General features: G+C 35.3%; 32 protein-coding genes. 31 read left to right on the forward strand and 1 reads right to left on the reverse strand.

The window, feature by feature from the left end; translation table 11 throughout:
• Positions 1–30: 30 nt before the first annotated feature.
• The 29 genes from H7992_RS07980 (at position 31) to H7992_RS08120 (ending at position 21660) form a co-directional block, all read left to right on the forward strand.
• Positions 31–324, forward strand: coding sequence for a DUF4306 domain-containing protein (locus H7992_RS07980; protein WP_187047206.1), 294 nt, complete (start codon positions 31–33; stop codon positions 322–324).
• Positions 325–458: 134 nt separating this feature from the next.
• Complete coding sequence (gene fosM, locus H7992_RS07985) at positions 459–881, forward strand: FosM family fosfomycin resistance protein (RefSeq protein ID WP_187047207.1); 423 nt, start codon at positions 459–461, stop codon at positions 879–881.
• Between the two features lie 138 nt (positions 882–1019).
• Positions 1020–1496, forward strand: coding sequence for a DinB family protein (locus H7992_RS07990; RefSeq protein WP_187047208.1), 477 nt, complete (start codon positions 1020–1022; stop codon positions 1494–1496).
• 266 nt (positions 1497–1762) lie between these two features.
• A complete protein-coding gene (locus H7992_RS07995) occupies positions 1763–2965 on the forward strand; it encodes an IS110 family RNA-guided transposase (protein WP_187047209.1) in 1203 nt (400 codons plus the stop codon).
• 793 nt (positions 2966–3758) lie between these two features.
• Positions 3759–4232, forward strand: a complete 474-nt coding sequence (locus tag H7992_RS08000; RefSeq protein WP_187047210.1) for a GNAT family N-acetyltransferase — start codon at positions 3759–3761, stop codon at positions 4230–4232.
• Between the two features lie 164 nt (positions 4233–4396).
• A complete protein-coding gene (locus tag H7992_RS08005; protein WP_187047211.1) occupies positions 4397–5077 on the forward strand; it encodes a DUF3885 domain-containing protein in 681 nt (226 codons plus the stop codon).
• A 105-nt stretch (positions 5078–5182) separates the two neighbouring features.
• Positions 5183–5470, forward strand: coding sequence for a hypothetical protein (locus H7992_RS08010; protein ID WP_187047212.1), 288 nt, complete (start codon positions 5183–5185; stop codon positions 5468–5470).
• 180 nt (positions 5471–5650) lie between these two features.
• Positions 5651–5875 (forward strand): DUF3953 domain-containing protein, encoded by a 225-nt coding sequence (locus H7992_RS08015; protein WP_187047213.1) that lies wholly within the window; start codon positions 5651–5653, stop codon positions 5873–5875.
• A 489-nt stretch (positions 5876–6364) separates the two neighbouring features.
• Complete coding sequence (locus H7992_RS08020; RefSeq protein WP_187047214.1) at positions 6365–6652, forward strand: DUF6985 domain-containing protein; 288 nt, start codon at positions 6365–6367, stop codon at positions 6650–6652.
• The gene (locus H7992_RS08025; RefSeq protein ID WP_187047215.1) at positions 6645–6872 is read left to right on the forward strand and encodes a DUF6985 domain-containing protein; all 228 of its coding nucleotides are present in this window, start codon (positions 6645–6647) and stop codon (positions 6870–6872) included. Before H7992_RS08020 ends, H7992_RS08025 begins: the two co-directional genes overlap by 8 nt.
• Positions 6873–7201: 329 nt before the next feature.
• Positions 7202–7576, forward strand: a complete 375-nt coding sequence (locus tag H7992_RS08030) for a hypothetical protein (RefSeq protein ID WP_187047216.1) — start codon at positions 7202–7204, stop codon at positions 7574–7576.
• Positions 7577–7710: 134 nt separating this feature from the next.
• Complete coding sequence (locus tag H7992_RS08035; protein WP_187047217.1) at positions 7711–8004, forward strand: hypothetical protein; 294 nt, start codon at positions 7711–7713, stop codon at positions 8002–8004.
• Between the two features lie 171 nt (positions 8005–8175).
• The gene (locus H7992_RS08040) at positions 8176–8616 is read left to right on the forward strand and encodes a hypothetical protein (RefSeq protein WP_187047218.1); all 441 of its coding nucleotides are present in this window, start codon (positions 8176–8178) and stop codon (positions 8614–8616) included.
• Positions 8617–8736: 120 nt separating this feature from the next.
• A complete protein-coding gene (locus H7992_RS08045; RefSeq protein WP_187047219.1) occupies positions 8737–9147 on the forward strand; it encodes a DUF4275 family protein in 411 nt (136 codons plus the stop codon).
• Positions 9148–9446: 299 nt separating this feature from the next.
• Positions 9447–9755 carry a hypothetical protein gene (locus H7992_RS08050; RefSeq protein ID WP_187047220.1) on the forward strand — a complete coding sequence of 103 codons (309 nt, stop codon included), beginning with the start codon at positions 9447–9449 and terminating at the stop codon, positions 9753–9755.
• Positions 9756–10386: 631 nt separating this feature from the next.
• Positions 10387–10602: a hypothetical protein gene (locus H7992_RS08055; protein WP_187047221.1), complete on the forward strand. Its 216-nt coding sequence runs from the start codon at positions 10387–10389 to the stop codon at positions 10600–10602.
• Between the two features lie 1219 nt (positions 10603–11821).
• Positions 11822–12238 (forward strand): hypothetical protein, encoded by a 417-nt coding sequence (locus H7992_RS08060; RefSeq protein WP_187047222.1) that lies wholly within the window; start codon positions 11822–11824, stop codon positions 12236–12238.
• Positions 12239–12595: 357 nt separating this feature from the next.
• The gene (locus H7992_RS08065) at positions 12596–13798 is read left to right on the forward strand and encodes an IS110 family RNA-guided transposase (RefSeq protein WP_187047223.1); all 1203 of its coding nucleotides are present in this window, start codon (positions 12596–12598) and stop codon (positions 13796–13798) included.
• 229 nt (positions 13799–14027) lie between these two features.
• A complete protein-coding gene (locus tag H7992_RS08070) occupies positions 14028–14273 on the forward strand; it encodes a cold-shock protein (protein ID WP_187047224.1) in 246 nt (81 codons plus the stop codon).
• A gap of 120 nt (positions 14274–14393) precedes the next feature.
• Positions 14394–14624: a DUF3953 domain-containing protein gene (locus H7992_RS08075; RefSeq protein ID WP_255428622.1), complete on the forward strand. Its 231-nt coding sequence runs from the start codon at positions 14394–14396 to the stop codon at positions 14622–14624.
• Positions 14625–14736: 112 nt separating this feature from the next.
• The gene (locus H7992_RS08080) at positions 14737–14943 is read left to right on the forward strand and encodes a hypothetical protein (RefSeq protein WP_187047226.1); all 207 of its coding nucleotides are present in this window, start codon (positions 14737–14739) and stop codon (positions 14941–14943) included.
• 136 nt (positions 14944–15079) lie between these two features.
• A complete protein-coding gene (locus H7992_RS08085) occupies positions 15080–15400 on the forward strand; it encodes a hypothetical protein (RefSeq protein WP_187047227.1) in 321 nt (106 codons plus the stop codon).
• 627 nt (positions 15401–16027) lie between these two features.
• On the forward strand, positions 16028–16852 hold the full coding sequence (locus tag H7992_RS08090; RefSeq protein ID WP_187047228.1) for an MBL fold metallo-hydrolase: 825 nt from the start codon (positions 16028–16030) through the stop codon (positions 16850–16852).
• Positions 16853–17063: 211 nt separating this feature from the next.
• The gene (locus H7992_RS08095; protein WP_187047229.1) at positions 17064–17471 is read left to right on the forward strand and encodes a hypothetical protein; all 408 of its coding nucleotides are present in this window, start codon (positions 17064–17066) and stop codon (positions 17469–17471) included.
• A gap of 444 nt (positions 17472–17915) precedes the next feature.
• Positions 17916–18323, forward strand: coding sequence for a DUF4181 domain-containing protein (locus tag H7992_RS08100; RefSeq protein WP_187047230.1), 408 nt, complete (start codon positions 17916–17918; stop codon positions 18321–18323).
• Positions 18324–18766: 443 nt separating this feature from the next.
• The gene (locus tag H7992_RS08105) at positions 18767–19054 is read left to right on the forward strand and encodes a YolC/YozM family protein (protein WP_187047231.1); all 288 of its coding nucleotides are present in this window, start codon (positions 18767–18769) and stop codon (positions 19052–19054) included.
• 225 nt (positions 19055–19279) lie between these two features.
• Entirely contained in the window at positions 19280–19585 is a 306-nt protein-coding gene (locus H7992_RS08110) for a hypothetical protein (RefSeq protein WP_187047232.1), read from the forward strand.
• A gap of 483 nt (positions 19586–20068) precedes the next feature.
• The gene (locus tag H7992_RS08115; protein ID WP_187047233.1) at positions 20069–20335 is read left to right on the forward strand and encodes a hypothetical protein; all 267 of its coding nucleotides are present in this window, start codon (positions 20069–20071) and stop codon (positions 20333–20335) included.
• Positions 20336–21360: 1025 nt separating this feature from the next.
• A complete protein-coding gene (locus H7992_RS08120; RefSeq protein WP_187047234.1) occupies positions 21361–21660 on the forward strand; it encodes a hypothetical protein in 300 nt (99 codons plus the stop codon).
• A 73-nt stretch (positions 21661–21733) separates the two neighbouring features.
• Here the strand turns inward: H7992_RS08120 and H7992_RS08125 are convergent, their stop codons facing one another.
• Positions 21734–22573 carry a tyrosine-type recombinase/integrase gene (locus H7992_RS08125; protein WP_187047235.1) on the reverse strand — a complete coding sequence of 280 codons (840 nt, stop codon included), beginning with the start codon at positions 22571–22573 and terminating at the stop codon, positions 21734–21736.
• A gap of 141 nt (positions 22574–22714) precedes the next feature.
• Here H7992_RS08125 and H7992_RS08130 point away from each other — a divergent pair, with 141 nt between their 5' ends.
• Both H7992_RS08130 and H7992_RS08135 read left to right on the forward strand, forming a co-directional pair.
• Complete coding sequence (locus H7992_RS08130; RefSeq protein WP_187047236.1) at positions 22715–23086, forward strand: hypothetical protein; 372 nt, start codon at positions 22715–22717, stop codon at positions 23084–23086.
• A 188-nt stretch (positions 23087–23274) separates the two neighbouring features.
• The gene (locus tag H7992_RS08135; protein ID WP_187047237.1) at positions 23275–24150 is read left to right on the forward strand and encodes a hypothetical protein; all 876 of its coding nucleotides are present in this window, start codon (positions 23275–23277) and stop codon (positions 24148–24150) included.
• The last annotated feature ends 212 nt before the right edge of the window (positions 24151–24362 follow it).

Below are 24362 nucleotides of genomic sequence, written 5' to 3' on the forward strand. Positions count from 1 at the left end.
TGTGCAATTTTCTTTTGAAAGGGGAATAACATGAAAAAAATAATTATTTTCATTTTTCTATTGCTTGCATTTGTATATAGTTTCTTTCTAACTTCTTGGTCAGGTTCATACATTATGATTGAAGAGGATTGGAAAAATCACATTGTTTTCACTCCTGAGAAGGTTACTGAACCACAACAAATTTATGAAATCGATAAATTTGTTTATGCTTTTAAAATCGACCCACTACTGAGTATGGTTTGTGTTTTATCATTTTTAACACTAATTGGATTTATTGTTTTTTGGATTAGTAAGAAGTTCCACCATAAAACAAAAGTATATTAAATTAAATAATTCCTTCTTAAACTAACGGGTGCTTTACTTGAAGATCATCGAGCTGCTAGACAGCTCTTTATTCTTATTGAACTAAAGAAGCAGTTTAGTTTAATAAGGGCTACTAATTATTTGAGGTGATAAAGGTGTCGATAAAATGTCTTAATCATTTTTTATTTTCAGTTTCTGATTTACAACATTCTATTGATTTTTATAAAAATGTATTAGAAGCTAAATTGTTAGTAAAAGGTAGAAGCACTGCCTACTTTGATTTAAATGGTATGTGGCTTGCCCTCAATGTAGAGAAAGATATACCTCGTAATGAAATAAGCCAATCATACACACATATAGCTTTTTCAATTGAAGAAGCTGAATTTGATAAAATGTACGAGAAACTAAAAGAATTGAATGTAAACATCTTGTCAGGTCGTCAAAGAGATGAAAGAGATAAGAAGTCTATTTATTTTACTGACCCAGATGGTCATAAGTTTGAGTTTCATACAGGCACTTTACAAGATAGAATAGATTATTATAAAAAGGGAAAAGCACATATGGAGTTTTTCGATTAAAGGATTTCCTTGTTGAACTCCCATGAAAATTAAAAAACGCTCAAAAGCTATAAAATAGCATAACAAAAGAGACTCAGAAAAAGCTTTTTTTAAAAAAGGCTGAGCCTTCATAAACAATTATATATGTGAGTGTTTACATTGATAAATTTTTTTGAATATAACTGGCAAGTAAGAGACGAATGGTTTGAATGGTGTAATCCACTATCAAATGAAGAGTTGATAAAAGATCGAACTGGAGGAGTAGGAAGTATTTTATACACCCTTTTTCACATTATTGATGTTGAATATAGTTGGCTTCGTGGTATTCAAGGCAAAGAAGACGTAGTAGTTGAATTTGCTGATTATGATACGCCTGAGAAGGTTAAATCTCTTTCAGTTAGATTCCGAAATGAAATTGCTGAATTTCTAAAAATAAATTTAGATGAATTAAAAGAGAAAGTTATATGTGTCCCTTGGGATGAAGATAAATATACTGTTGAAGAAATATTACATCATATAATTGCTCATGAGATTCACCACATTGGTCAACTCTCTGTTTGGTCAAGAGAATTAGAACTCACCCCCGTACCTGCTAACTTTATTGGCAGAAAGTTTAAATCCATTCATTCTTATTAAACTAACGGGTGCTTTCGTATTATAAGGTTAACCAGTTTTTACTGGTTGACCTTTTTTTAATTGGATTTAATATATCAGTAGCCAGGGTAGGACGTACGGGTGCGTGGGGCATTGATCCCGTCAAGTAAACTGTCCACCCCCTACTTGTAGAAACATGTTTGAGGCTGGTTGGTGGTTGGGACGTAGATCTCGTATAACAAGCGAAGCTATGACACTACAAGAAGGATTAGGGGTACTGGCAAGTAGAAATTAGAGGAGGAATAAAAATGAATCCAGTAGTTGGCCTGGATGTGGCAAAAGGAGAAAGCCAAGTTCAGGCATTCTTAGGTAAATCAAAACCGTTTGGAAAGAGCTTTTCTGTGAAGCATACCAGAGAGGAATTACATCGCTTTATTGGATTTTTAAAAGAGATAGAAAAGATGACAGGACAAATGCCTATGGTCATTCTAGAATCCACTGGTCATTATCATACCCCCGTTGTTCAATTCATGGAGGAACATGATGTTCTATATATCTTGCTTAACCCTATAATTTCTTATCAGGCTAAGAAGTCCAGTTTAAGAAAGGTGAAAACGGACGCAATCGATGCGTATCAGTTGTGTGTACTTTATTACAAAGAAGATTTTGAACCTCATAAAAACAGAGGGCTTCAGCTTTTAGACCTTCGAAATCTTTCAAGACAACAGGAGATCGTTACGAATATGTATGTAGAAGCAAAACTTCAGTTTCATACTATTTTAGATCAAGTATTTCCTGAATATCGGAAGGTTTTTGGTGATCTATATTCAAAGGTTTCTTTATTGATGTTAGAGGAATTTCCGACTTCAGAAGCCGTCTTATCAGCTGGGGAAAGTAAAATAGCCGTGCGTGTTGCAGAGTTCTGCCCTAGTCGTTCTGTCCAATGGGCAAGAGAAAAGGCAAAAAAAATAATGGATGCCGCAATGCGAAATCCATTTCAAAAAGTCGTGTATCAAAGTCACTTAATCAATCTTCAAATGTATATTGAGATGCTTTTTCAGTACCAAGGACACCTTTCAATTTTAGAGAATCGTATTGTGACCTTGGCAAATGAGCTAGAAGACTACAAGATTGTCCAATCGATTCCTGGAATAGGAGAAAAAATCGCTGCAACGATTATCTCCGAAATTGGTGAAATCGATCGGTTTAGTCATCCGAAAAAACTGGTTGCCTTTGCAGGAGTAGATCCCAGAGTTTACTCATCAGGAAAGTTCACAGCAACAACCAACCGTATGACTAAAAGAGGTTCAAGCAGACTGCGTCACGCCTTGTATCTAGCCGTATTATGTGGAATAAGAAGTTCAAGGAACAAAAAGCTTAAAGAATTCTATGATAAGAAAAAGTCAGAAGGAAAGCCTGCCAAAGTAGCGATTGTAGCCTGTATTAATAAATTACTTCATTGGATTTATGCATTATTAAACAGAAAAGAATCTTTCCTTGATATAGCTTAATTAACAGTTTTAATAATGAGAGAGAAAATCTTCCAAAAGGTTTTTGGAGGGCTGTTTGGCATGCTCAAAATAGTATAACATAGGGTTAATAATTATTTTAGAGAAAAATATTGACATCCTATTAGCTGGTTTAGTTCAATAAGAATAGGACTTGCGTTTATGATTAAACTTCATATATGTAAGTCCTTTTGTTATGCCTTCACACATAGATAAGCGATGGCGAGATGACTCTACCGCCTGCTACTGGTTCTTAGGATTCTTTGGGCAATATGAAATCATAAATCACAAGGCTGTTATGCAGATACCAATCTTCTATATCATCTCTCTGCACCAATATTTGTAAATATGTTAGACTATACCAAGCGACTGATTATTCCGTTCTTAAACTCCCATGAAAATTAAAAAACGCTCAAAATCTATAAAACTGCATAACAAAAAAAACTCAGAAAAAGCTTTTTTAAAAAAAGGCTGAGCTTTAAGAATAAATCAGGAACCAACTCCATTCTTCCTAGAATATAGGCAAGGCTGGTGCAGTAACCAGAGTAGGATTAATCTCCCATAAGTGCTACCCGTATTGGGTGCGACAGTCTGTGATGCACCGTGGTCGTTGGAGTCAGACTAACGGATGGCTCTATGGCACCATAGTTCATCGACCTTGTTCGCCAGCCGTAGTATCCAATACCCGTTCTGCACACATTTTCATTCTCTGTGGTGTAGCGCTGATTTTGCGCTACATGTATGGCTAACGGGGCAGGTTAGCTGAACAAGAAATACTTTTTATTGGAGGGTTCAAATGGAACTGATTATTGAAAGGGCAAAACATGCTGATGCTGAAAAATTAGTGGGAATTTTTCATAACGCATACTCAGAAAATGAGAAATTAGGGTTTCCTTCAAGTGCATCCAAGGTTGAGGCTGAAGAAGTTAGAGAATGGATCAACAACATGATCATATACACAGGGAAAGAAAAACGCACAAACAACATCATTGCTACTATACGGTTTAAATACAGTGAAGAGTGGCAGTGTTATGTACTAAGTAGATTGGCTGTTAAGTCATCTTACAAGGGGAAGGGCATTGCAACAAAGTTAATGAAGTACGGGGAATGTAAACTTTCAGAGATGGGAGAAAAAAGAGTTAGGTTAACGGTAGCTAAAACTCATCCTTATTTACCCAAAATGTATGGAGAAAAAGGATATGAAATTGTGGGAGAACGCTTATTTCAAGACCTTCCATATGACGAACTTATTATGGAGAAATTATTGTAGTCCTTCTTAAACTAACGGGTGATTTAGTCGAAAATCATTGAGTTGCAAATGCAGCTCTTTGTTCTTCTTGAACTAACGGGGCAGTTTAGTTCAAGGTGAAATGCGATAATTATTATCAATTTGGATATTTTGAATTTGATATAAACGAAAGCGAGAATGAGTAAATGAACATAATGGACTATCTTAAAGAAAGGTTTCCAACTGTCGAATTATTCCCAAGCGTTTATTATCAATGGGACATTGGCATCCATTTTTCACTTGGTGCGGAAATCTATCAATTCAAAGAAAATGATGAACTCAATCTTGAGCGATTTTGTCTAGTATATAAGCAGACATCCACAATATTCAACGAATTATTTGAGCAAAATGACGACTTGTTTCTTGTAACGAATGTATATAAGCACAAAACGAAAGAGAAACGTACAAGAAAACTGAAGGTATACCAACCGTTTCTGAAATGTAAAAATAATTTGAATCGAATTCAGGTGAAAACCTATCCTTATCCCTTCGAGTTGGACGAAGCAGAAGATTTTGAGATGCAACAATTTTCCTTGCTGTGTAAACGGGAGGACATACGTGTGAATGAATTACTTAAGGCAGCGACTAATGAGGATTTTCCTTTGACACCTAAGTTTGGGGGATACTCCATTGATTATCCCGATGTTTTCTTTGTGAACATCACAAAAGACATTATTTTCTTTGTTTACGACGACCGAGGGTGCGAAGTCATAGCCCGTGAAGCAGACCAGATACGTCCACTTTATGAGAAATACTATGATTGGGTAGAAGATGTTGATAGAAAAAGGATTGAAAAAGGGTTAGGAGAAAGAGGATTAAAAAATTAATAATGACTTTTCATCTCATTCTCTTGTTGAAATAACGCGGCTGTTTTACTAAAGGGGCAGTTTAGTATAATAGAGGTTGAGAAACTTGGAAATGAGGTGGATTCAATGGAGAATGTTAAATGGATAAATGGAAGCCATCAAGAGGATAACCGTATTTTTGATTCGGAGTTTGAAGTTAAAGAATGGACAGAAGCATTATATCCAGATTTTGTTGCCTATTTAGGTAATAAAAATAATGTAGGATATGCAACACCTGATGAAAAGGTAATTAAATATTTAGCATCTCTTTTTCCTCAATGGGCTGTTTATAACAATATGCAAATCGATGTCTGTACAGAAAAAACAGAAATGAACGGTCAAATTATCTATAAAATTTGGACAGTGAAATTATAATTATTTTTCACTAACGGGTGCTTTATTTGAACAACAGGGGCTTCTTAGAGGTCTCTTTTTCTTATTGAACTAACGGGGCAGGTTAGTTAACAAGGAGTTCCATTTTTTAAACAAAAATAGAGTTCAATATGATACGGTTAAATAAGAACTTGTGTAGGAATTTAATGGGGGCAAAGGTATATGTTGAAAATACTAAGAATTATCTTATCGGTTATTGTTATGGCACTAGCAGGTTATAGTCTAATTACTAAAAACTTTGAGTTTATGTCATATATGATGTTTTTCCTAGGCGTACTTATGTTGGTTACCGGAGTTGCGGAACTACAAGCAAAACGGAAAACTAATGCGATATCTTCTATCCTTGCAGCAGCATTTTTATTTTTTGTCGCCATTTATACTTTTTAAGCTAGAAGCAGGTTAGTTGAACAATGAAACAACTACAAAGGAGTGAGAATATGATTGTTTTTCAATTAATAGGAGTCTTTTTAATGCCTATCATGTGCGTTATATTTTGTTTGAATTTGGTTTCTATATTGAAAAAGGTAAAACACGATGAAAAAACTACGGTCAATACTTTTTGGCTTACAATATCGTTTACTCTTATTATGTGGAGCATTGCAGTGCTAGCAGCAGTCAGTTATTAAGCTAACGGGTGCTTTACAACAAGAAGGAGTAAAGCTTTTTTTCTTATTGAACTAAAGTAGCAGGTTAGTTCAATAAGAAAAGTCATACTTAGCCATATTATGAAGTGGTGTTACGAGATAGTAGTAGGGGCAAGGTAATAAGCTACGTAGTACTAGACGTACCCGAAGTTTATCGGAGTAAATAGTATGACTTCACTTTATCAATATTTAAATAATGATGCATGAAAGAAATGAAAAGGAGTTGATGAAAGTGATAGAAGACCTATCCAAAGAAGAACATGGTATGAGTGGAACCGTCCGTTCTAAATTATTTGATAAGTACTTAGAAGTGTGGATTGAAGAAGATGTGAGCGTTGAGTATGTCAATTTATGTGCAAAGTCTCTCAGTAGTATAGATGATAACCTTATAGAAGTTATATGCAAAGCAGCCATCACTTACTCCGAAGACTTCTGTGAAATGGTTGGACAAGTGCCTCCTAAAATTGAAAAGATGAGGGACATCCTTCAGTATGTAGAATTTGGCTCTATGCTTGGATGAGCCAGAGGATAATTCGGTACCAGTTGTCCATTTAATAGGAGGCTGCGAGTGGGAACCAGAGCATGGGATTGAAGTCATTATCCGCAATGGAGAATTAATCTACCTGGGAGCTTACAATGGTGAATGGGCGTGGGGAGAACTGGAACACTATGAGGAAGACTATAACTATGCCTTTGTGGTAAAACAAAGTGTAGAAATAGAAAAAGAGAACTTAGATTAACATTAACAACTTGTCCTTTGTTAAAAATGAATTTGGATATGCTTCTCCAAGCTCATTTTTCTATAAAAACCAACCATTAACTTTAACATAGCCATAGAGAAAAGAATTATCGTAGTTGGCATGATTATCCTTTAATAACATCTGATTTTCATAATCCTTCTTCAACTAACGGGGCAGGTTAATGCAACAAACATTTAAAGAATTCCTAAACGACGCTTTGGAATTCTTTAATCTATGTATCAAGATACTTTCAAACTTAAATTAAGTTGAATATTCATAAAATTAGAGTACAATATTTGATATATACAATTATTGATAGGGGGATATGAATGAAAAAGAAATTAAGATTTTTACTATTAACAACATTGGTTTGTGGTATTTTTTCATTTTCAAATAATTCTTATGCAGTGACACAGGAGAAAGAATTAAATGACGTCTTCCATTCTAGGGAGGTTCAAACTCTAACAGTTTTAGATTCTCAAGGTGTTTCCTACTTAACTACGGAAGAATATTTACAGACACCTTCTGGATTACCTATTTATAAAACTGAATTAATTTATACCGATTTCCATGAATTAAAACAACACGAGTTTATCGAATTTACAAAAGATGTTGAAGGGCATTTGTATAAAGGTACTCTAAAATTATATCGAGCCGATAGGCAGGACGACGATAGCTGGGTAATCTCTAGAGTCGAATTGTGAGTTTTTTCACTTCAACTAACGGGTGCTTTAGTTGAAGTATAGGGGCTTCTAAGGGAGCTCTTTTTCTTATTGAACTAACGAAGCAGGTTAGTTGAACAAGGTAATTAACTTTTTAGTGAGAGCAGAGGTGGAGTATGAAACAATTATATTTGTCATTAAAAGAAGCAGGTTTAATGTTTAAAGAGGATACAGAACAGGGAGAGGTTGATTTCATTCTTTTTGAAACCTACGAGAATGGAACGATAATATCAGGGGATGTGAATACATTCGAAACGCTTTTCGGGGATGTAGAAGAGAATCCGACCTATGAAGCCTTGTCAGGTTCTCATACTTTTAAATTGGAATCTACTCAATACACTATGACTGCTGAAGAAATGGGTTATCAAAAGTATTTCGACCAATGGAAAGAGCAGGGATTATTTAACTAACGGGTGCTTTAGTTGAACAATCGGCTGCCTTCACAGGGTGGCTTTTTCTTATTGAGTAATGGGGTTAACTACTTCCGTGAAGTGACGTTATGTTAACCTGGTGTGCATGTAGCATACAAGACTGTTTAAAGCCTTCCATGAAATATAATAAGTTAACATAGGGGGTGTATTATGATTTCATATAATAGAGAAATTAGATTGAGAGACTTGGAGATCTATTTATTATTTAAAAGTGGTTTATCTATGGGATATTTAATTATTGAAGATTTAAGAAGACCATTAGGTAAAGAGGAAATGAAATTAGATCCATATAAATATATAGATCTAGAAGATATTGAAGAGTATCGAAATCTAATTAAAATTGATGTATTGTCAGACGAAACTTTAAACGAAGATGATCAAGAAATTTTCCGGGAATTTGCGTGTGGTTTAGTGGATAGAAAAGACTTTTGTGCATTGAAAGTAAATTATACTGTTAATCCAGAGTTATTTGAGGAGTTTCCGTTAGATTTAGAGGTAGAAGATTACGAAAAAATGTTAAATGTAATAAATTCTGGGTTTGATATTTCTAATTTAAGTTTAAGTAATTTGATGTACCTATCCCAGGATTGAGAGTACTTAGATGAAAAAATATATATTAAGGTGCATTAGGTGAACAAGAAATACAAGAAGGTCTAAAATTGGGCAAGCTTGGTAATTAGCATTTGATATTTGCGAGAGAGGTTAAAGTGAATGCAAAATAAAGAATTAAAGGTGTTGGAAATACCGAAGTGGGGACGCTATTTACGAGGTGAGTGGCTTGAAAACTTTGCTGGTCATCTAACAAAAGAGAAACAAAAAGAAATATATTTGAATTCATTTTTATGGCACCTTTGTAGTTATGAAAAAACGGAATGCCTCGAAAAGGAAGTGGCCATAAAAGCATTTGAAAGGCAAAAAAAGAATCAATGCACAATCTTTTATGAATTCACGAATGAAGCGTTTTTAGTTCAAAATGCTATAAATCTTAAAGTGAAAGATTTGCCATACGATCGCTGGGATCTTAATTTCAGTGACATCTATGTTATGGATTCGGAAAATAATTGGACATTTATTATAACGCATGAAACAGGGCTTGGACCTTATTTTATTCAAAAGTCATAACTACCACTTTCACAATCGGCTGCCTTCACAGGGTGGCTTTTTCTTATTGCGTAATGGAGTTAACTACTTCCGTGAACTGACGTTATGTAAACCTGCTGTGTATAGAGGATACAAGCCCACTCAGTAATCGAATCGCTATTTTGTGGGATCTCATGGAGTGAATCCCGTTGCTAAAAAGATTATGGAGTTTTTACTTAAGGAACTTAATAATGTTTCTTGCTAAGCTAACTGTGTGCGTTGATTTAAGAAGGATTAACGCATTTTTTACAGAAATTATTGTTCTAAGGGGGCTTGTATAGATGAGAGTAGGTTATAGTGTTTTAAAAGAAATCCACGAGAAAGCTTTTACCCCTAGTGCATCTGATTATGGATTAACTCAAATAGAGTTTGAGAATTTCATCCTTTTCCTTGAACAAAAAGGATATGTAGAAAGAGTATTGAGAGTGAATGAAAGGTTTTCTTTAAATCCTGCTCGTTTAACAGCAAAGGCTATTGATTTATTAGAAGAGAACAAGCATTATATCGAATCATACCCAGAAAGAAGTGGTTTAAAAGCATGGATACAAGTAGAGAAAGAACTGTATTCAAATGGAGCTGAGGCAGAATAAGAAATAGCTCCTGTACTAAATAAGCTTTTAAAAATGTGAAAAGATTCACTTAAACTAACGGGTTTAATTTAAAAATCGGCTGCCTTTACAGCGCAGCTTTTGTTATTGCGTAATGGAGTTAACTACTTCCGTGAATCGGTGTTATGTAAACCTACAGTGCATGCAGCATACAAACTCGTTCAGCGTTCGAATTCTTTCTTCAACTAACCCGCCAGCATAGTCAATCTTAACAATAAAGTATCAATACAGAACCTTCCCTGTTAAAATTTAGGTGAGGTGGGAAACTATGAAAACTAAATCTTTACCGATTGTAATAATACTTATTGCCTTAGTCGTTGGTGCTCTAGGCTACTTCCTATTCATGAAAGTATTTATTCCAAATATGATGTAATGATAAACCTAAGAAATAGTCCGCAGTAGGTGTCTACTGCGGACTATTTCTTATTGAGTAAAGTATTTTTCTTATTGCGTAATGGAGGTAACTACTTCCGTGAATTGGCGTTATGTCAACCTCGTGTGCATGCAATATACATTCCTTGTTCAACTAACAGGGCAGGTTAGTTCAATAAGACCTGGCTAAAATATTTTTATAGGAAATATTGATATAGTTATGAAAAATGGAGGTGTAATAATGAACTTTTTTGATTGGAAAATAGAAATGGTAGAAAGTTTAAAACCGTATATAGATATTGAAAATAAAAGAATGGCTATTCTTACAGCTGAAGATGATGAAATTCATATGGCTTTAGAATTTGATGAAAACAATAATTTAGTAATGCACCCAAGATGGAATATAAACATTATTATCTTAGGTGATAAACATTTAAAATTTACTACAAATTCATAAAGATATTCTTCAACTAACGGGTGCTTAGTTAAAGATCATGGGGTTGCTTGGGCAGCTCTTTTTTCTTATTCAACTAAAGGGGCAGTTTAGTTCAATAAGAAAAAATGGACTTTTGAAATTTTCATATGGAAAATATAATCAAAATTGGAACTTTAATTCGTTTCAAACGTATTAAAGTAAAGGGGCAGGTTAGTTTAAGAGTATTGTTTAACCTTTGTTCAACAAACGGACCATAATGCCGAATAAGGGGTGTTCATATTGCGGAAATGTCAAAATTGTAATATGTCTTAATTACAACCAAAAGTGACACTCTTATTGTTGAATTAAACCAGCCGATAGTTTGTGAAGAATAATACTTAAACTAACGGGTGCTTGTGCGGCTGAGCCAAGGTCGTGTCATATAGCGGGGGGGATTCCCTTCGGAATGAACTAGCCATTCACTCGTAGCGAGTCTTGGAGGGCTACTGGTAACAGTAGCCTTTAAGCGTAGACAGTTAGGTGGTGGGCCGAAAGCCAACTGGTTGAAGGGATTGAGCTCCATAATGTTAGTAAATCGAGAGGGCTGATGCCTTGCCTGCGGCAGAAAGCTACATTTCATCCTCCGTTAGAGGCAAGAAGGATAAAACCTCTCTGGAGTCAGAGACCTTGGCACGTCACACATTGATAGGATACGGCAACTCGGGAGACCCTACCGGTCTTTTCTGCAGATAGAAGAGTATGGTGTACAAGCGATAATAAGCAAGGAAGCCAAATACCGTTGTAGGGAGTCGGATAGCAGCGTAGTACCAATGAAGTTGGGTAATGCCGATGGAGGAAAGGCTGCTACCAAGTTATCACCCTTACTAGGGACACATTTACTAAACACAGAGGTAGGGATACTAAATGGAAACAAAACTAGTAAGGATAGCAGAATTAGCAAAATCTGAGCGATAGAAGATTAGCTACATTTTGTGAATGGTGACTAGGAGGAGCCGTGTGCGTGAATAGCGCAAGCACGGTTCTGTGAGGGGGGAGGAACACAATCTACCGCAAGGTAGAGAGGTTCTCTTCTACTCGACTACTTAATCAAGGAGATAGTCAATGTGAAGGTCTTCTTTTATAACGAGGCAGGTTTGTGTTATTAAATGACAAAGTCCGTTCTTAAAATCAAATCTAAAAAATACATTAGAATAATAAAGAAAGAGAAAGAAGGAACTAGGAATTTCTAAGGAAGGTTGTGATGAACATCAAGATAACGAATTTTTATTATCTGATTGCAGGAGTCCTTGCGATACTGTTTGCCTTTACGCACGCATGGAACGGGCAGTCCGCCGTGCTACCCACGCTCAACATTGAAACGATATCCGTGGGCGTCCAGACAATATTCACGTATGTCTGGCACATCATCACGGTGGAGAATCTGGTCTTTGGCATTGCTTTCATCTTCATGTCATTCCAAACTGATCAATCAAAAATCCGTTTTTCAGCATGGTTGATTGTAGCGATTTTGATCGTCCGATTGATGGCTATTCTTGGTGTGACGGCATTCTTTGACGCTTCAGGGCTTAAGGATGCGATTATAGATTCGATTGCCATCGTAATCTATGTCGCCCTTATCATACTGGGCACAAGAATGAAGAAAAAGCAGTTAACATAAAGTTGTACTGTTTTATCCTCTTTGAATTTTTTATCTAAGGGGGTGTTTAGTTGTAACACAGTGTGAAACGATATATGAAAGTTTGTGAAGAAATCTTAAACTAACGGGTGCTTCGTATTATAAGGTTAACCAGTTTTTACTGGTTGACCTTTTTTTAATTGGATTTAATATATCAGTAGCCAGGGTAGGACGTACGGGTGCGTGGGGCATTGATCCCGTCAAGTAAACTGTCCACCCCCTACTTGTAGAAACATGTTTGAGGCTGGTTGGGACGTAGATCTCGTATAACAAGCGAAGCTATGACACTACAAGAAGGATTAGGGGTACTGGCAAGTAGAAATTAGAGGAGGAATAAAAATGAATCCAGTAGTTGGCCTGGATGTGGCAAAAGGAGAAAGCCAAGTTCAGGCATTCTTAGATAAATCAAAACCGTTTGGAAAGAGCTTTTCTGTGAAGCATACCAGAGAGGAATTACATCGCTTTATTGGATTTTTAAAAGAGATAGAAAAGATGACAGGACAAATGCCTATGGTCATTCTAGAATCCACTGGTCATTATCATACCCCCGTTGTTCAATTCATGGAGGAACATGATGTTATATATATCTTGCTTAACCCTATAATTTCTTATCAGGCTAAGAAGTCCAGTTTAAGAAAGGTGAAAACGGACGCAATCGATGCGTATCAGTTGTGTGTACTTTATTACAAAGAAGATTTTGAACCTCATAAAAACAGAGGGCTACAGCTTTTAGACCTTCGAAATCTTTCAAGACAACAGGAGATCGTTACGAATATGTATGTAGAAGCAAAACTTCAGTTTCATACTATTTTAGATCAAGTATTTCCTGAATATCGGAAGGTTTTTGGTGATCTATATTCAAAGGTTTCTTTATTGATGTTAGTGGAATTTCCGACTTCAGAAGCCGTCTTATCAGCTGGGGAAAGTAAAATAGCCGTACGTGTTGCAGAGTTCTGCCCTAGTCGTTCTGTCCAATGGGCAAGAGAAAAGGCAAAAAAAATAATGGATGCCGCAATGCGAAATCCATTTCAAAAAGTCGTGTATCAAAGTCACTTAATCAATCTTCAAATGTATATTGAGATGCTTTTTCAGTACCAAGGACACCTTTCAATTTTAGAGAATCGTATTGTGACCTTGGCAAATGAGCTAGAAGACTACAAGATTGTCCAATCGATTCCTGGAATAGGAGAAAAAATCGCTGCAACGATTATCTCCGAAATTGGTGAAATCGATCGGTTTAGTCATCCGAAAAAACTGGTTGCCTTTGCAGGAGTAGATCCCAGAGTTTACTCATCAGGAAAGTTCACAGCAACAACCAACCGTATGACTAAAAGAGGTTCAAGCAGACTGCGTCACGCCTTGTATCTAGCCGTATTATGTGGAATAAGAAGTTCAAGGAACAAAAAGCTTAAAGAATTCTATGATAAGAAAAAGTCAGAAGGAAAGCCTGCCAAAGTAGCGATTGTAGCCTGTATTAATAAATTACTTCATTGGATTTATGCATTATTAAACAGAAAAGAATCTTTCCTTGATATAGCTTAATTAACAGTTTTAATAATGAGAGAGAAAATCTTCCAAAAGGTTTTTGGAGGGCTGTTTGGCATGCTCAAAATAGTATAACATAGGGTTAATAATTATTTTAGAGAAAAATATTGACATCCTATTAGCTGGTTTACTTGAAGAGCGTTGAGCTGCTTAGACGGCTCTTTTTTCTTGTTCAACTAAAGGAGCAGTTTAGTTAAGTAAAAAATGAATTGGAGGTCGAACAGATATGAAACGAGAGGGAATTGTTAAATGGTTTAAAGAAGAAAAGGGTTATGGTCGTATTATGCTTGACGGTGAGGATGGAAATCATGTTTTTGTTCATTTCAGTTCGATTTTACCTGATAAAGAAAGATTTTCGAATGGATTCAAATTCCTTAAACAAGGTCAAAAAGTATCCTTTGATTTAATTGAAAACCCAAATTCTACTGACCAAAAGCAAGTTGCAGAAAGTGTAATCATTATCTCTGACTAAAAAGTTCTTCTTAAACTAACGGGGCAGGTTAGTTCAATAAGGGATTCCATTTTTATAAAAAAAAAAGAGTTCAAAATGATATGATTAAACAAGAAATTGTACAGGGACTTAATAGGGGAGATGGAAATATTGAAAATATTAAAAGTTATCTTATCAGTTATTGTTATAGCATTAGCAGGTTATGGTCTAATTACTAAAAACTTTGAGTTTATGCCCTATATGATATTGTTCTTAGGTGTGTTTATATTGGTTACGGGGGTTTCGGAACTACAAGCAAAAAAGAAAACAAGTGCGATATTTTTTATCCTTGCAGCAGCATTTTTATTTTTTATTGCCATTTACACATTTTAAGCTAAGGGGGGCTTTACTTGAAGATTCTTGAGCTGCTTGGGAGGCTCATTTCTTATTGAACTAAAGGGCAGTTTAGTTGAAGAATGATAAACAACTACAAAGGAGTGAAAATATGGGGAATATGATTTTTGTTTTTCTATACATAATAGGATGGCTTTTAATGCCTATCTTGTGCGTTATATTTTGTTTGAATTTGGTTTCTATATTAAAAAAGGTGAAAAACGAAGAAAAAACTACGGTCAATACTGCTTGGCTTACAATATCTTTTACTCTTATTATGTGGGGCATAGCAATGATAGCATCAGTAGGCGTTTATTAAGCTAACGGGTTGCTTTAGTTGAAGATCATCGAGTTGCTAAAGTAGCTCTTTTTTCTTATTGAACTAACGGGGCAGGTTAGTTCAAAAAAATGATAAAATGAATTCAAAGTAAAGTGGCTAAATTGGGGAGAGAAACTTGAAAATAATCCTTTGTCTTGTAAATGCTGGTATGTTATTTGGTACTTGGTTGATTGCTTCTGTTATTTTTACCACAGGGGATGAATGGTGGTCTTTATACACTCTAAATATGGAGGAAATATCTCCATTCAATTTAGAAATATCTTGGATAAAAATCTTTATTTTTGGATTCATCTCTTTAGTAATTTCTTTTTTTCTTGTAAAGATAACCTCAGAAAAAAATAATAACTTCGTCCTTCTTCAACTAACGGGTGCTTTAGTTAAACAAGAATCGGTTGCCTTTTCAGAGCAGCTTTTCCTTATTGCGCAATGGAGTTAACTACTGCCGTGAACCGGCGTTATGTTAACCTGCTGTGCATGGCCTATACAAACCCGTTCAGTGATCGAGTTCCTTGTTCAACTCCCATGAAAATTAAAAAACGTTCAAAATCTATAAAATGGCATAAAAAAACTGAGCCTTCAAAATGATTATATTAAGTTGAAAGTTAATCAGTAACCAACTCCATTCTTCCTAGAATAAAGGCAGGCTGGTGCAATAACCAGAGTAGGATTAATCTCCCCTGAGTGCTACTCGTATAGAGTGCGACAGTCTGTGATGCACCGAGGTCGTTGGAGTCAGACTTAACGGATGGCCTCAATGGCACCATAGTTCATCGACCTTCTTCGCCAGCCGTCCCAATCTATACCCGTTCTGTACACATTTTCATCCTCTGTGGTGTAGCGATGATATTGCGCTACATGTATGTCTATCGGGGAGGTTAGTTTAAGTAGAAAATTATAAAATAAGCCAAAATTATTAACTTTTTTGCTAATATGTTATTGATAGTAATATTGGTTTCAATGGATTTACTTAGGTTGATACGAGAGTGGGTCTGTTATATCCGAATAATTCTCTATTATTAAATATCATTGAATGTTAAGATAAGTTCAGGAAGGGTGTTTGGTCTTGAATAAATATATTTGCAAAACTTGCGGGGTTCAATATGAAAGTTCAATTGATGTGCCTGAACAATGCCTAATTTGTACAGAGGGGAGACAATATGTTAGTTCTTTTGGTCAATCCTGGACAACTTTAGATAATATGCAACAATCGAAAGAATTTATAAATGAAATTCTTTTAGAAGCAAATGGTTTGTACAGTATTGCTACAAAACCCAATTTTGCAATTGGGCAAACAGCTTATTTAATCCAAACTGTAGGATTCAATGTCTTATGGGATTGTATTGCGTTTTTGGATAAACAAACAATTGAGTATATCGATAAATTAGGAGGCATACAAGCCGTAGCATTATCTCATCCTCACTATTATTCAACTCAAGTGGAATGGGCAGAAGCATTTGATGTACCTATTTATATCCATGAGGATGACAAAGAATGGGTTATGAGACCAAGTGATAAAATCATATTTTGGTCAGGAGACTCTCTTGAATTACATAAAGGAATCGTTCTACATCGTTTAGGAGGACACTTTAGAGGTGGAGCTGTTTTGGAATGGAAAGACGGCAACAATCAACAAGGGATTTTACTAACGGGTGATGTTATCCGAGTGGTTGCTGACCGTCAATGGGTAAGTTTTATGTATAGTTATCCTAACTTCATTCCACTGCCCGCATCTAAAGTTCAAGAAATTTCCTCCTTGGTAAAAGGATTGAAGTTTGATAGACTGTATGACGCTTTTCATCGAATTATAAAAGAAGATGCAAATGAATCTGTACAAAAGTCTGCAAAAAGGTATATTGAAGCATTAAGTGGAACATTGTTTACTACATAATGAAAGTTCGTACCTGTTGAACTAACGGGTGCTTAGTTGAACAACAGGGGCTTCTTAGGAAGCTTTTTTCTTATTGATCTAACGCAGCAGGTTAGTTGAAGAGTGTTGTTTAACTTGTGTTCAACAATCGGGCCAGAATGTTTAATTACAATCGAAATTGTGGGGAGAATTGAAGGTCAGGATAGTTGAATAATACTTAAGGGGTGTATATATGAATAAATCATGTGTCCTTTTATTGCTGTTTCTTACAATATTCCTAACTGGATGTAGTGAGGATGATAATAAGGCTTGGGAGCCATATAGTCCTTTAAATACTTCTTCTTTAATGAAACAATATGCACTTGAAGATAATTACGCACAGTTTCAATCCTTAGTACAAGAAGGGTACGATGAAGATAGTATAAACGAGATGTATGAAACTGTGAGAAGCACTGCAACTAGTAGTGCAGAAATAAACAGTTTTACTTTAGTCACTTTTGATAATGGTAAAACGTTGCTTGTACACTTAATGCCTGTTACGTCTGAAAAGGGGGAAGTGTTAATTCAAGATGTTATTGAAATTCCAATTGAAATGGCATCGTATATAAAGGAAGAGTTAAATAAAAAGTATGAAAAGTAAAGTTGATTGAGTAAATGCCTTGAACGCTTATTAAACTCCCATGAAAATTAAAAAACGCTCAAAATCTATAAAATGGCATAACAAAAAAAACAGAAAAAGTTTTTTTAAAAAAGCTGAGCCTTCAAAATGATTATATTAATTTGAAAGTTAATCAGTAACCAACTCCATTCTTCCTAGAATAAAGGCAGGCTGGTGCAATAACCAAAGTAGGATTAATCTCCCATAAGTGCTACCCGTATTGGGTGCGACAGTCTGTGATACACCGTGGTTGTTGGAGTCAGACTAACGGATGGGGCTCTATGGCACCATAGTTCATCGACCTTCTTCGCCAGTCGTAGTATCCAATACCCATTCTGCATATATTTTCATCCTCTATGGTGTAGCGCTGATTTTGCGCTACATGTATGGCTAACGGGACAGTATATTTAAATAAGGGGGTATTGTATGATTTGGATAAAATTTTTATTTTTTGTATTTATTGTGTTTGTTTTAAATTCAATAGTTAAGCTCCTTTTGAGAAAAATACTCAAAATCGAGAAGGAGAAAAAAACCATTTTTTCTTACAATCACATCAACGAATTGCATGGAAAAGTTGATTGGACTATCAGAATTACTTCTATGATTGCACTTATCGTTTTCAATAGCTTAATCATAATTGAAGATTATTCGATAAACCTGTTACTAATTGCATCGTTTTTCTACATTGTATTAGATTACGCAGTAAGGGCATTTTTTGAGTGTAAATATTCGCAGAACCCCAAACAATATATTCTAACTACTAGCGAAGGGGTATTATTTTTAGTTGCCATAATTATAGTCATTAAGTTTGATTTGCTTATTAAATTAACTTAATTGAGAAAGTCATTCTTGGTATCCTCCCATGAAAATTAAAGAACTCTCAAAGTCAATAAAATAACATAACAAAAAAAGCTCAGAAAAAGTTTTTTTAAAAAAAGGCTGAGCCTTCAAAATGATTATATTAAGTTGAAAGTTAATCAAGAACCAACTCCATTCTTCATAGAATAAAGGCAGGCTGGTGTAATAACCAGAGTAGGATTAATCTCCCATGTGTGCTACTCGTATAGAGTGCGACAGTCTGTGATGCACCGTGGTCGTTGGAGTCAGACTAACGGATGGGATTTATGGCACCATAGTTCATCGACCTTCTTCGCCAGCCGTAGTATCCAATACTCGTTCTGAATATATTTTCATCCTCTAGTGGTGTAGCGCTGACTTTGCGCTACATGTATGGCTAACGGGCAAGATTGTGATAAACAAATGATGGAGGTGAAAAAATGGGTGTTAAAAGAAAATTCGGAGCACTAATTTTAACGAGTGTTATTGTAATGTCTGTGGTATTTTGGTACACGCAACAAAAGCCATATAGTACAGAGCAGGTTATGAACTCATTATGGGATACGTATGAAGTACAAAGTTATTCAATTGGTGATACTGATCCGGTTATATCGATAGATGTATATGATAAAAATGATATACCTGAAGTTGAAAAGTATTTAAAAGCTAAATTGTCTAAAGCTGATTTAAAACACTATGAAATCGAGTTGTTTTCTCGGTGGTCGTGAATTTTTGGGTGAGACGACAATAAACCATTTTCCACAATCGGCTGCCTTTACATGGCAGTTTTTCTTATTTAGTAATGGAGTCAACTACTTCCGTGAATGAGTGTTATGTTAACCTGGTGTGCATGGCGTATGCAAGGTCGTTCAGCTTTCAATTCGGTGGTTTGTAGGTTGATCTCAGTCAAATAAATTAAAAGGGGACGTAAAATTAGATTAGGGGACTTTGAAGTGCGGGATGTTCGTGTTAGCGGTCAACATTATTCTTTAGCCATTTTAGATGAAGTTCGACCTGCCACATTTGATGATTTTGAAATTCCATATTTAATTTATGAAGAAGATGACCAGCGTGCAAACTATTTCTCTGCTACATATTTCTCTGATGAATCTGTTAAAGATGGACATAGAAAAATACTCGGTGAATTTGCACGAATGCTTACAGAACACTTAGCATTGGCAAATTGTGAAGTAATTATAAAGTTCTATCAAGAGAACCCAGTGATGCTGACAACCAAGACCCTTACTTTAAAAAAGTAACAAAGAAGCAAAAGAGAGTTTCCTTGCATTATGTGACCTTTTAAATGGATACATTGAAGAAGGAGATTATTGCGAGTTATATACTTGTTGGGTTGGAGAAGAGGAAGAAGAAAGAAATTATGATTTTGACCAAACTATCAACCTTAATAACATTGATATCAATAACATCTCAATATTCGAGAAAACACTATTGGTAATAAGAAGATAATACTCAACTCCCATGAAAATTAAAAAACGCTGAGCCTTCAGAATGATTATATTGAGATGATAGGTAAATCAGAATCAACTCCATTCTTCAGAGAATATAGGTAAGGCTGGTGCAATAACCAGAGTAGGATTAATCTCCCATGAGTGCTACTCGTATAGAGTGCGACAGTCTGTGATGCACCATGGTCGTTGGAGTCAGACTAACGGGGAGGTTAGTTGAATAATTAAAAGACTAAATAGGGTGAACAAATAGATAGAACGAAATGGGGCGAAAAAATGGAAAGTAAGTTTAGTGAGTATTCCATCATTTTAGTTGTCGTTGGAATTTTTGTTGCATATATGACTTTCCCACCGATTAATATTACTATTTTGGGTTGGTGGGGAATATTCATTGGATTTGGTGTCTATTTAACAGGCATAATACTTGGTATCGTTGCTTTCTTTAAGAAAGAAAAAGGGTTTATTAAGTATATCTCGTTACTTTCCATTTCATTAGGCGTTTTATTTATTGCATTTCTCTATGCTATCGTCGGTAGAATTTAACGAAATTAATTTGATGACATAATTATACTAACGAAGCAGTTTAGTTCAATAAGAACTTCACCTTTTCATTCACTGTGGTGTAGCGTTTATTTTGCAATACATGTATGGCTAACGGGTCATTTTTCATTGTATTATTTACTATTAATTATGATTTATCGGATATTATTTTAATTCATTACGATTTTAATGTATATTAAAGGGATAATAGGGAATTTTACGTTCAAATAATTCCTGAGGGAGAGAAAATTATTGCGAATTTTTCTTTATATAACTTTAGTTACAATCATCATAGTTACCATTTCATCATCTATTCTTCGAAAAAAGAGTTATCCCAAGTATTGGATACATAGCGTTTTATTAACAGGAATATCGTTTGTAATCGCTGTCGTAAGCTTTTTCAAAATGGACAACGGCTGGGCATCAATGAGTTTTTTCTTTATGTTTATTAGCATTATAATTGGTTCGCTTATTGGCACAGCTATTTCAATGCTTACAAAATACAAGACGGTCTAATATCAAAAAAGCAAAACGATTTTTCGTTTTGCTTTTTTGATACACTTTCTATTGGTGTGTTGGGAACCTAGTTGTTCAACTCTCATGAAAATTAAAAAACGCTCAGAAAAATTTTTAAAAATAAGGCTAAGCCTTCAAAATGTTTATATTAAGTTAAAATTTAATCAATAACCAACTCCATTCTTCATAGAATAAATGCAAGCTTGTGCAATAACCAGAGTAGGACTAATCTCCCGTGAGTGCTACTCGTATAGAGTGCGACAGTCTGTTATGCACCGTGGTCGTTGGAGTCAGATTAAAGGATGGGCTCAATGGCACCATAGTTCATCGACCTTCTTCGCCAGCCGTAGTATCCAATACCTGTTCTGTACACATTTTCATCCTCTGTGGTGTAGCGCTGATTTTGCGCTACATGTATGCCTAACGGGGCAGTTTAGTTCAAAAGACTTTCATATTAATTAAGATACTGAAATCAAATAAATGGTTTGATTTAGAAAATTAGGGGGAACACAATGAATCAAAAATATAGCAAGTGGTCTGCCGTATTAAGTATTATTTGTGCAATAACTATTCTTACTTCTTATGCAATTGCACCAAAAGAGCCTGAAGGCTCGCTGGTTGTACTTCTAAAAATATTATTTTTCACTTCCATTATCGCGGGTGTTCTTAGTCTGACACTTAGCTATTCGGCGTTTAAAAACAAAGAAGAAGGCTTTCTGAAGAAGATAGCCCCTATTATAATTTTATTGATATTGTTAGTGTTCGCCCTTTCATTTATTGGAATAGTAGCAAGTATGGGTGATTTATTTTAATGTCGCTTATTGCACTAACGGAGTGCTTTAGTCAAGTAGAGCAACGTCTTTTAAGACGTTGCTCCTTTTACATTTAAAAGTACTTCTGATAATACTCTTTCCTTAACCTTCCGCTTAATTGAGCGTATATCCTTGTAGTTTCACTTTTCTCATGCCCCATAAGACTTTGTATGACTTCATTAGGAGCTCCATTATTCAACAAATGAGTTGCATAGCTATGTCTAAAGTGGTGTGGATGAATCCCTTTATTGATTTCAGCAGGATTTGAAATCCGCTTGATGATGTATCGCATTTGGGCGACACTCATTTTATGTGGCTGCCTTGCTGTCACGAAGATAGCAAAATTATTGTCATTACGGCTTTCAATATAGCGTTTAAGCCATATGTCGCAACGTGTATTAAAATAAATTTCCCTTTCCTTATCCCCTTTTCCTCTTACGATCGCAGATTGATTAGACCAATTAATATGGTTCTTTTCTATCGCAACTATTTCTCCAATTCGACAACCGGTAGAAAACATGAATTCAAAAATCGCTTTTTCCATTGGGGAATGACAGGATTCACGAAGGTGTTCAATCTCCCGTTCGGTTAAATACTTTGGTATCCGCTTACCTACTTTGGGTTCTTTAATCCTGGAAGTTGGATTCTTACTCATGTATCCTTCTTCATGAGACCAACGAAAAAACGATTTCATAAAGCGGATACGATGTGAAAGACTGGCTGGTTTTAAATGCTTGCCCGATATAGCAAGATATTCCTTCAGTTGATTTGTATCAAGAAATTCCATCTCTACATCCTTAAAATAACCAATTAGTAGCAAAGACTGTAACTGAGAGGCCTTCAATGTTTGTGGCGCAAAACCCTCTATTCGTTTATCAGCTTCAAACGAAGACCATGCTTTTGACAGTAACAATTCCATTCCCCCTAAAAAGTAAGATTAAAGGGATTATTGCCGATTTAATAGAATTATAGACATAATAAGTGATTTTACTAACGGGGCAGGTTACTGGAATAAGGAAATGTTAAATATGGAGTAGAAAGGTGACGATTATAAGTGCATGGATATCCAGAAGAAAACGATTTACTTTCGTTGTTTGAGTGTGAACCTACATTGTTAGATACCACTTCATTAGATTTTTTTTATAATAGAGCAACATATCGATTTTCTAATGGGGAGGAAGACTTCATTGTTACACTTTCTCCTTCTTACGGTGAAGTAAAAATACAAGTAACCCAACGGGCTTCCAATCAATTGATATCACTCATGGATTTAAAGCGAGTTGATAAATTTGAAATAACAGCAGATAAAAAAGACCTATCAAGTGTACTGTTAATGCTTCTGAATGACGATTTCATCACACAAACAATTGAAATTGATTTTAAGCCGAAGTATAAATTAATTTTTAGAGAACATTATACGCGGTAAAAATCCCCGTCTTGTTTAACTAACAGGGCAGTTTAGTATAACAAGGATTTTTGTTCTATTTCATTGAACATAGTCTCATATGAGGAGGTAGAACATGAAAAGGAATTTCAATTGCAGAGATATAATAGTTAATGTAAGTAGAGTTATTCAAACAATGTGCAGTTAAACTTAACTTGGAGGAATACATAATGAAAATAAAACCGACAAAAAAGGACTTACTTTCATGGATGGATAGTTATGTACCAGAAAAAGACTTATTTTTCATAACGAAAGAACTTCTTAATAATGAAATTGACTTTACAGATGTGTTATTAATGCCAATAGATGAGTTTTATAATCACAGTACGTATGGACAAGTAAATTATGTAAATGGTTATGAGTACTGGAATATAAAGAACGCTCAATACGTAATCATAGCTGAAAAAGAATGGATTGAAAGCATATCTGAAGAGGAAAAACAATTAATTTTAAATTCACAAGTGCTAAGTGAAAGAGGGCTTGTACTACCTGTTACATTTATACATGAGACAGAAAAAATACCTTCAAGTTATGTGGTGAATGGGCACGTTGTCATTCAGCGTTCCATGTGGGAAAAGCTTGACGAGTCATTTAAAGAACAGTTACTTACAACAGTGGTTTATGAATGGTGGGATAAGGGAGAATATGAGGAATCACCAAAGTCCTTACCTAGTTTTCTAAAACCATTTGCCAATACCTTTGGTCATTTTCAAGGTGCAAATTGTTTAGCAGCAGTTTTGTTTGCTATTTCAAAAGGGAAACAAGAGTGGTTTATATATGAATGGATACATCAAAAAACATTTCTTGAAAAATTGAAACAGTATCACTATGAGGAGTTTCTAGATGAAGGACTACACCAAGCGGACATTGTAATTTGGAAAGATGAAAATGCTATCATTCAACATGCAGCTTATTATATTGGGGAAGAATTATATTTCAATAAACATGGACAAACGATGTTTAATCCTTGGAAGTTACTTTCGAAAGAGCAACTTTATAAAGAGTGGGAACATCTAACACTTGGGAAGTATCGACAACGTAATTAATCAATTGGTAAAAAAGGAATATTTTTTCTTATTGTACTAACGGGTGCTTGTGCGGCCGAGCCTAGGTCGTATCATATAGCGGGTGGGATTCCCGTCGAGAAAGAACTAGCCATTCACTCGTAGCGAGTCTTGGAGGGCTACTGGTAAAGTAGCCTTTAAGCGTAGACAGTTAGGTGGCGGGCCGAAAGCCAACTGGTTGAAGGGATTGAGCT

Origin of the sequence: Sporosarcina sp. resist (assembly GCF_014302295.1) — a bacterium.
In the GTDB taxonomy this organism is placed as follows: Bacteria; Bacillota; Bacilli; order Bacillales_A; family Planococcaceae; genus Sporosarcina; species Sporosarcina psychrophila.